Genomic DNA, 8107 nt, shown 5'->3' on the forward strand with positions numbered 1-8107 from the left:
AGAGAGCTGTTTGGATGTACGTTTAAGCATAAATATCTGCAAGAATTATAATGTAAAGGTACAAAAACTTGCAGATATTTGCAAATAATTTATAGCATAATATACTATGAATCAGATGAATATTAGGCTTTTAAGGGTGGACTATATAAGAAAGGAACGTCAGAAAACAAAAGTAGAATTTATAGTGCCGTTACACCCCATTGCCAAGACGATTATCGAGCAGCAAAGGCAACTACAAGCGGTGAAAGAAGAAAGCAATAACACGGATATGGATAACCGTCTTATCTTTCAACCCTGTTGCAGCAGAAGTGTGTTAGCAGCGAAGTTAAGCATCGTAGGCAGGGCTTGCGATATCAAGCAACGCCTGTCCTATCATATGGCAAGACATACCTTCGGAACGATGTGCCTAAGTGCAGGTATCCCCATTGAGAGCATCGCCAAGATGATGGGACACGCATCAATTGCAAGTACGCAGATTTATGCGCAGGTAACCGACTGCAAGATTTCGGAAGATATGGATAGGCTTATTGCCAAACATAAGTGTACGAATGGGATAATGCAAAAAGCAGCATATAAAACAATAGTGTAAGGTTAGAGGGGAAAATGAACTTTCGAGCATCACAAAATGATAATAGATAATCAATGAAAGAGGTGTGAATATGAAAGCAAAGCATCATCAAAAGGACGACCAGAGAAAGATAGAGGGAAAGCAGTCCAACGACAACACAAGAAAAGTCATCGAGCGTAGCTTTTTTGAGTGGAGCGATGGTATGCGTGTTATTCGTCAAGGCAAGGGAGAGGTTGCTATGACGGAGGGCGAACTGGCAAGGTTTTTCAATGTTAGTTGACAGAAAATTAATCATAAGGTCAGGCTTATAAAACAGACTATGTGCTTGAAGCATTATGAGATAAAAGCAGCTAATGCCATCAGTAGCGTAAGTAAGCAGGGGGATAACGTGGAGAGTTATGCGCCACTATACCCCTTGCCCATTATCATCGCCCTTTCCTTTCATCTTAACAGCGTAGAGGCAGGTATGTTTAGGAAATATCTCTGCCAAAGGCTGCAATCTCCTGCGCCAACATTCATTCCTATTATTGTTGATACAAGTGGCGTACAGGGTTGCTGAGTGGCAGTTATATATACTACTGATTATATCCTTTTTTCTTTCACTGTTATATCTTACTACATAACTACATTAAAGGTAAAGCGTTGAAAGAGAAAGGATTAACGAGTATTTACAGTATAGGATATACAGAAACTACAATATAACTACTTTTCTAAAGGTATGCTGCATTTTGGCATATTCGATATATAATTTTGCAACCAAAATAAATTAAAGATTTAAGATTTACAAACTTATGCCAAATTTGATATACTGTGAGGGAGAGTTCTATCGCATATCCCCTAAAAATAGTAGGATACTAGAATGTTCGGATATGGGAATACATCCGTGGAAACTTTGTTATAACAAAAGAGAAGTAGGCCACTTCTATAAACTGGAATGTGGAAATAATGTTCTTTTTGCATGGACAAGCAAAGGGGTTTTCTATTCAGAAAGCAGAGGGCATTATTGGCATTTGGTACGCCCTCATGCCCCCTCCCGTATAATTCAAAAACAATCCAAACAAATTAAATTAGAAGGAAATAAAATGAGTAAAAAAGAATTATTAAACGATGAGAAATTAATCGAAAAGATAACTAAAGAAGCATGGGGGGAGGCGTCTATTATGGTGCAGTGGGATATACCGCTACTTGAGAAATTTAAGGACAAAGTCGATTGGAAAAAAGTTTCTGAAAGTTTTGTTGTGTTATGGTCTCTTCCATTATTAGAACGCTTTGAACAATACATCTGTTGGGACACTTTGTCGGACAACTATAACCCTGCATTGCTTCAGGAAAATATCATTGATAAGTTTATTGACCACTGGAATTGGACAAAACTTACCAACAACCTTGAGATAACATGGACTACTGAAAAAATAGATAAATATGCCAATCATTTAGATTGGTCAATGTTGTTAGACCGACTTGAAAATCTTTTTTCAGATGATATGGTAGACCCGTTCTTGTTTTACCAACGCTATAAGAAGTATATACCAAATGATCTTCTTGTTCAAACAGAACTATGGGCAGCAATGCGTAAAAAGATGAGGGAGGAAGAATATAATAAAATCATGCAACAGATTAATACTTTATAGCTTCAATCTTATGTATATGGAAAAATATCTTACGGTATGTGGAATTGGTAATGGTGGTGGTATCATTGCCGATAGTATTTATCAGCAATATGCGGTAAGCGATGAAAACGCATGGCAAAACAGTGGCATCGACATTATGGCTATAGGTAACGCTTGGGACTTAAAAGAACTAAGTGTAATAAATAAGGTGAAAGGAAAAGCTACACAAGTTTCCTTCTCTCGTATTACCGTGTTCATAGCTTGCTTGGGTGGCGATACCGTGCCTGCGCTTTTACCTTATTATATAGAAATGGCAAAGCAACAAAAAAGCCATGTGCTGGTGTGCTTTACTTTGCCCTTTGCCGTTGAAGGTAGGGAGAGGATGCAAAAAGCATATCATGACTTTGAACTGTTGCGCAATGCTGCTGATGGGTATATACTTGTGGAGTTTAACGCCTTGCAACTAAATAGCAGTGGAATAGTAGAGGCGTTTCGAGAAGCTAACAACTATGTGATAGAAGCCCTTGCAGATATGTATCACACAGTATTCTATCCCAGTCTGCTTTGTTTTGACAGCAATGATTTCTGCATAGTAATGCTCCGACAAAAGGGAAGAATTATTCCTTTTGTCAAGAGATACTCGTTGCCAGAGGCTGCTACTATAAATGAAATAAAAGAGGCTACACAGAAGTTTATACGTGATACTCAGTCACTTGTTACCCTTTTGCGAGAGCGCATATATGGCATTGTTCTCGACATCGTGGCATACATAGATGATGAGCGAGGAAAAGCCATCGTAGAAAGCGTTGATACCCTCTTTCAGCAAACCTTTGCAGATGATTGTGATATAAAATGGACAATACATTCAGCAGATGAAAGTACGAGAGAAATATGTTTTAAGCTCTATCTGAAAATAAAAGATTAAGTGGCTTGGGTTAATGAGGCATTTTTATTATATTTGTAGCACTAACGTAAAAATCTAATTATTAAAGTTATAGATACACTATATGTGCTGTGTTTAAAAAGCACTTTGGAGGTCTGCAAGGTAGATAAAACTTGATGATAAAATGAAAACAACTATTACTTTACAAGAATACCTTTCTAAAGGTAAAACCTTTGTCATTCCTGATTATCAGCGTGGCTATATCTGGGGACAAGAAGGTAGGAGCAAGACAAACGCCGTAGAGTATCTGATGAATGATTTGATACAACGGTATGAGAACAGATTCGAGGTATTCCTTCAAGGGGTTACTGTTACGGAGTACGAAGATGAAATCATACTCATTGACGGGCAGCAACGCACCACCTTTCTTTATCTTTTACTGAAATGGTTGGGATATAGCGAGAAGTTTGATATAATGTACAAGGTTCGTGAGGCATCGAGCAAGTTTCTTAAAGAACTTAACTTGGAAGATATTGAGGCTGATGAAAATGAACCTTATCAAGACCATTATTTCTTTAAGAAAACGCTTCGCATCATTGCAGACAAGCTTCAGGATATAGATAAAGAGGCGTTCTTAGACTTCGTACTCAAGAACGTAATATTCTTGTACATCAATGTTCCCAATGAAGAGCAAGCCAAGAGAGTTTTTACCATGATGAATGGCAATAAGGCTGTTATGAAGCAAGAAGAAATAATCAAAGCAGAGATACTGCGCCTTGCATCATTAAGTGAAGAGAAATCAGGCGGTATAGCGCACGAATGGGAACTAAATGTGCTTAGAAGTCGTTATGCTCGTGAATGGGATAAGTGGCTACACTGGTGGAACAGAGAAGACGTGAAACGCTTGTTTAAGTGCGATAACACTATGGGACTGCTCATCAGCACTTATCTTTCGATGAAGACAAAAGAAGTACTCAACTTTGAAAGTTTCAGAAATTCTTGTCTACCAAATGGCACTCCCTACGATGCAAAGATGGCGTTTGATGGGCTTCGACGATTACAAAAGCAGTTTGAAGATGCTTTTACCAACCCTATTACCCACAACCAAATAGGTGCTATCTTATTGATAATGAGAGAGGACGACGAAAGAAAGTTTGTTCAACATTATTTTGTAAATAAGCAAAATGATGAAAAAGCCTTGAAGGATTATTATATGCTTGCTTTCTTGGGTATGACGCACGATGAAATTATAAATATAAAGAAAGGTGCAAAAAGCTTTAGCGAGAAATATGAGAATACTTGGAATGCTTTGAACGATGACTTCCTGTATATACAAAATAAAGAAAAAGCTTTTCGATTCTTGCTTAGGCTGAATATAGATGAAGACATCAAGCAGGAGAGAGCCTTCATTTTTGATATATGGAGCAATCGTTCTTTGGAGCATATCTATCCTAAATCGAAAGTAGGACATCAAGACGAAGAGGGCAAATGGTTTAGAGGCGATTATGAAGAATGTAGCGAGGAAGATATTACGCTAAAACGTGAGGATATTACGACCGCAGACGGACTTACAACAACTGAGCATAGCATCGGCAACTTGGTACTGCTCTATAAGAATGAAAATTCGAAGTTTAACAACAGTGATTTTGAGGAAAAAAAAATAATGTTCTTCAGTCCAAGCCGAGAAGAACTGTTCAAGAGCCGTCATCTTTTACACACAATATGTGTATTTGCTGAAAGAGGCAGTTGGAACGGAGCAGCCATATCAGAAAATAAGAAGGCAATGATAGATAAATTCGAAAAAGATTACAAAGAATTGAAAGAAAAGTATGATGAATAAGATAAACTTTAAAACAGGGACAAACTACACTTTGTCAGAGCTATTCTCTGGTGAAAGAAAAATTATCATACCCGATTTGCAGCGAGATTATTGCTGGGGAGATGAGGTGCATACAGAAAACAAGATTGAATTGGTTAGTGATTTTACAACCAATCTAATACAATCATTTGAGCAAGAGCAACACAATACACTCAACCTTGGCTTAATATATGGGTATGAATCACTCGAAAGCCATATTCAGCTTTGTGATGGGCAGCAACGCATCACAACCTTGTACCTCTTGATAGGAATGCTTAATAAAAAGGTAGAGGGTAATCCTTTTAGAAAACTCCTCATCTCTGATTATGAATATCTCAAAGATGATAAAGAACCTTACTTGCAATATTCCATTCGCGAGTCGTCGCTCTACTTTCTTAGCGATTTAGTTTGCCATTTCTTTATCGAAGAAGCGAATGACAAGGAGAATGTAAAGTATGTAGAGAATATCGAAAGCGCACAATGGTTTTTCAACGATTACAAGGACGATGCAAGTATCCAAAGTATGTTGAGGGCATTGAAAAAGATGGAAACCATACTTGGGGATAAGACAGCCGAATGGTGTTATGAGTTTGGAAAATTCCTCACTACACAACTTACCTTTATGTATTATGATATGGGCAACCGTAAGAACGGAGAAGAAACCTTTGTTGTAATCAATACAACGGGCGAACCACTGACGGCAACCCAAAATCTGAAACCATTGGTTATTCATGCTGACATCAATAAGGGATATGCAAGAACTGATGCCGATGGGCATACATCTACAATAGCTATCGACTGGGAAGAGATAGAAACATGGTTTTGGAAAAATAGAGGTAACGGCAACGATACGGCAGAAGCTGGGTTTGATGAGTTTCTGAGATGGGTGACAATGTCTTACGCTGATAAAGAAACATTACAACAAGCTTTGGAGCAAAAGACAGCTCACTTTCCTTACGAGAAGATAGCTTTTAAAAAAGTTTATGAGTATTGGAAGGTTATACAATTTCTGTTTAATGAATGGGGTAACACCAAATATCCAAAGAAAGATTTTCTTTCGCCTAAAGAGAGTGAGAAAGGCATCAGTCAGCTTGATTGCTTCCAATTACTTCCGTTAATGGTATACTGTCTACAATGGAATGTTACCGAGGCAAAAGATAGGAACTTGCTGCGTTGGTATCATTTCTTGCACAATATTGCAAGGAAAAGCGGTGTAGGTAAAGCGGTCAAGGATTTGGTTTATGACGCTATCGAGATGGTTAAAAGCTATCAAGATGTTTTGGAGCTAATAGAAAACAAGAAGTGTCTTAAAATCTCTGAAACCATTCTGACATACGAAGAAAGGCTGAAATTAACCATCCTGAAGGAGAATATTGGTGATAGAGAAGCGATAGAAGAGGCTTTTTGGAAGGCTCAAAATAGAGATGAGATAAAGAGCCACCACATCTGGGCAGGCGAAATAAAACCACTTATCGACTGGGCTACTGCTGAGAACGTTTTTCATCTTGACGCGTTCAATGGCTATTTAAATATGTTTGATAGATTGTTTGAAGGCAATTGCGAAGATAACATCGATCTTGTTAGGCGTGCGCTGCTAACTCGCTCATTAGCAAACTACCCAATTAAACAAGGTAATAAATTTAACTTCGGATGGGGCTGGGATAATTGGCATCAACTGATATGGAAGAACTCGGAAGCGTTCAAAAAGTTTTTTGATGATTGTATAAAGAACGCAGAAACAAATCTTGAAGCCTATTTGAAATCATTGTGCGACGAGTTCCCACTAAAGCAAGATTGGGCAGAATTTGTGCATTGTCCTTATCTGCTTGAGTATTGCAATATGAAACACACTTTTTGTGATGATGGCAAAAACCATATTTTGATCAAAAACTATCGGAGAAGAAAGCAATTTGCTGTAAAGAATGCCCACTTATTGTATTCATTAGGTGCAACGTGGCAGAATGATAACATATTGAATGGTAACATATTGTTCGATGATAAATATCCTCAGTGGAGGGTTTGGTATTATCAAGGACAAAAAGGCAATTGTGTTGTAATAGAGAATACTGAAAGAGATGTAGCAATAGATGTTGTTTGCTCTGTTACAGAATGTACAATTACACTCTTCCGTAGAAAAACAGATGAAGAGAACATAAGAGAGTACTTTAGCACTATCTGCTCAACGCCTGAATGGGAATGGAATGGAGAGCGATGGAAGAAAAGGATTGATTATAAATTAGACAACGGAAAAGTTCGAGATGTCTTAGATGAGTTGATAGGCAGAATAGAACAAATGGACTAAGAGTATGACTATTGTTCAGATTTCTGACACGCACAACTGTCATCGGCAACTGGCTAATCTGCCAGCTGCCGATGTTCTTGTGCATTGTGGCGACTTTACCGATATGGGTACAGAGCAAGAGGTGCTCGATTTCCTTAACTGGCTGATAGAATTGCCATATAAGCACAAAGTTTTTGTTACTGGTAATCATGACCTTTGTTTATGGGAAGCAGCTGATATTGAGGGTTTGCCCAGCAACGTGCATTTTCTTCAGGATAGAGGTTGTGAGATAGAAGGGATGAAGTTCTATGGCTTAGGTTACAACCATTCAGAACAATTGATACCAACCGACATAGACATCCTTGTAACGCATGAGCCTCCATGTATGATTTTAGACAAATCCAACGGGACACATTGGGGCAATGCTCCGTTGAAAAACAAGGTGATGGATATAAGCCCTAAGTACCACTTTTTTGGTCATGCGCACGAGGCATACGGTACAATAAAGCATGGAGAAACAACATTCTCAAATGCTGCAATTCTTGACGACCATTATAAAATGTGCCATCAGCCTAAAGTGTTCTGTTTATAAAGACCACTTTGGGCTATACGGTTAAGTCTATATCTACCGTAACTTCTACTTCAAACTTCCTCACCCATAATGAATCGAAGATTGAAAAATCTAATATATCGTTCAATTTACTGCAAGCGTGGATAAGGTGCATATCCTTACTCCATTCCAAATCCAATCCCTCGTTCTAATTAGTCCACCCTTAAAAGCCTAATATTCATCTGATTCATAGTATATTATGCTATAAATTATTTGCAAATATCTGCAAGTTTTTGTACCTTTACATTATAATTCTTGCAGATATTTATGCTTAAACGTACATCCAAACAGCTCTCT

General features: G+C 38.0%; 7 protein-coding genes and 1 pseudogene. All 8 read left to right on the forward strand.

The window, feature by feature from the left end:
* Positions 1 to 142: 142 nt before the first annotated feature.
* Positions 143 to 589 (forward strand): annotated as a pseudogene (locus F596_RS11205) (tyrosine-type recombinase/integrase); the annotation flags it as partial.
* A gap of 70 nt (positions 590 to 659) precedes the next feature.
* Positions 660 to 848, forward strand: a complete 189-nt coding sequence (locus F596_RS12345) for a hypothetical protein (RefSeq protein WP_019036875.1) — start codon at positions 660 to 662, stop codon at positions 846 to 848.
* Between the two features lie 39 nt (positions 849 to 887).
* Entirely contained in the window at positions 888 to 1127 is a 240-nt protein-coding gene (locus tag F596_RS11210; protein WP_019036876.1) for a hypothetical protein, read from the forward strand.
* 232 nt (positions 1128 to 1359) lie between these two features.
* A complete protein-coding gene (locus F596_RS0110235; RefSeq protein WP_024992788.1) occupies positions 1360 to 2199 on the forward strand; it encodes a hypothetical protein in 840 nt (279 codons plus the stop codon).
* Positions 2200 to 2215: 16 nt separating this feature from the next.
* On the forward strand, positions 2216 to 3103 hold the full coding sequence (locus tag F596_RS0110240; RefSeq protein WP_019036878.1) for an FtsZ/tubulin family protein: 888 nt from the start codon (positions 2216 to 2218) through the stop codon (positions 3101 to 3103).
* Between the two features lie 142 nt (positions 3104 to 3245).
* Positions 3246 to 4901, forward strand: coding sequence for a DUF262 domain-containing protein (locus F596_RS0110245; RefSeq protein WP_019036879.1), 1656 nt, complete (start codon positions 3246 to 3248; stop codon positions 4899 to 4901).
* The gene (locus tag F596_RS0110250) at positions 4891 to 7221 is read left to right on the forward strand and encodes a DUF262 domain-containing protein (protein WP_019036880.1); all 2331 of its coding nucleotides are present in this window, start codon (positions 4891 to 4893) and stop codon (positions 7219 to 7221) included. Before F596_RS0110245 ends, F596_RS0110250 begins: the two co-directional genes overlap by 11 nt.
* 4 nt (positions 7222 to 7225) lie before the next feature.
* Positions 7226 to 7792 (forward strand): metallophosphatase domain-containing protein, encoded by a 567-nt coding sequence (locus F596_RS0110255; RefSeq protein WP_019036881.1) that lies wholly within the window; start codon positions 7226 to 7228, stop codon positions 7790 to 7792.
* The last annotated feature ends 315 nt before the right edge of the window (positions 7793 to 8107 follow it).

Source organism: Prevotella amnii DSM 23384 = JCM 14753 (assembly GCF_000378745.1).
In the GTDB taxonomy this organism is placed as follows: Bacteria; Bacteroidota; Bacteroidia; order Bacteroidales; family Bacteroidaceae; genus Prevotella; species Prevotella amnii.

What these genes read in the sequence shown, in the direction of transcription:
- F596_RS0110235 (WP_024992788.1), top strand. Translation starts at nt 1,360, where the DNA reads ATGCCAAATTTGATATACTGTGAGGGAGAGTTCTATCGCATATCCCCT.
- F596_RS0110240 (WP_019036878.1), top strand. Translation starts at nt 2,216, where the DNA reads ATGGAAAAATATCTTACGGTATGTGGAATTGGTAATGGTGGTGGTATC.
- F596_RS0110250 (WP_019036880.1), top strand. Translation starts at nt 4,891, where the DNA reads ATGATGAATAAGATAAACTTTAAAACAGGGACAAACTACACTTTGTCA.
- F596_RS0110245 (WP_019036879.1), top strand. Translation starts at nt 3,246, where the DNA reads ATGAAAACAACTATTACTTTACAAGAATACCTTTCTAAAGGTAAAACC.
- F596_RS0110255 (WP_019036881.1), top strand. Translation starts at nt 7,226, where the DNA reads ATGACTATTGTTCAGATTTCTGACACGCACAACTGTCATCGGCAACTG.
- F596_RS11210 (WP_019036876.1), top strand. Translation starts at nt 888, where the DNA reads ATGTGCTTGAAGCATTATGAGATAAAAGCAGCTAATGCCATCAGTAGC.
- F596_RS12345 (WP_019036875.1), top strand. Translation starts at nt 660, where the DNA reads ATGAAAGCAAAGCATCATCAAAAGGACGACCAGAGAAAGATAGAGGGA.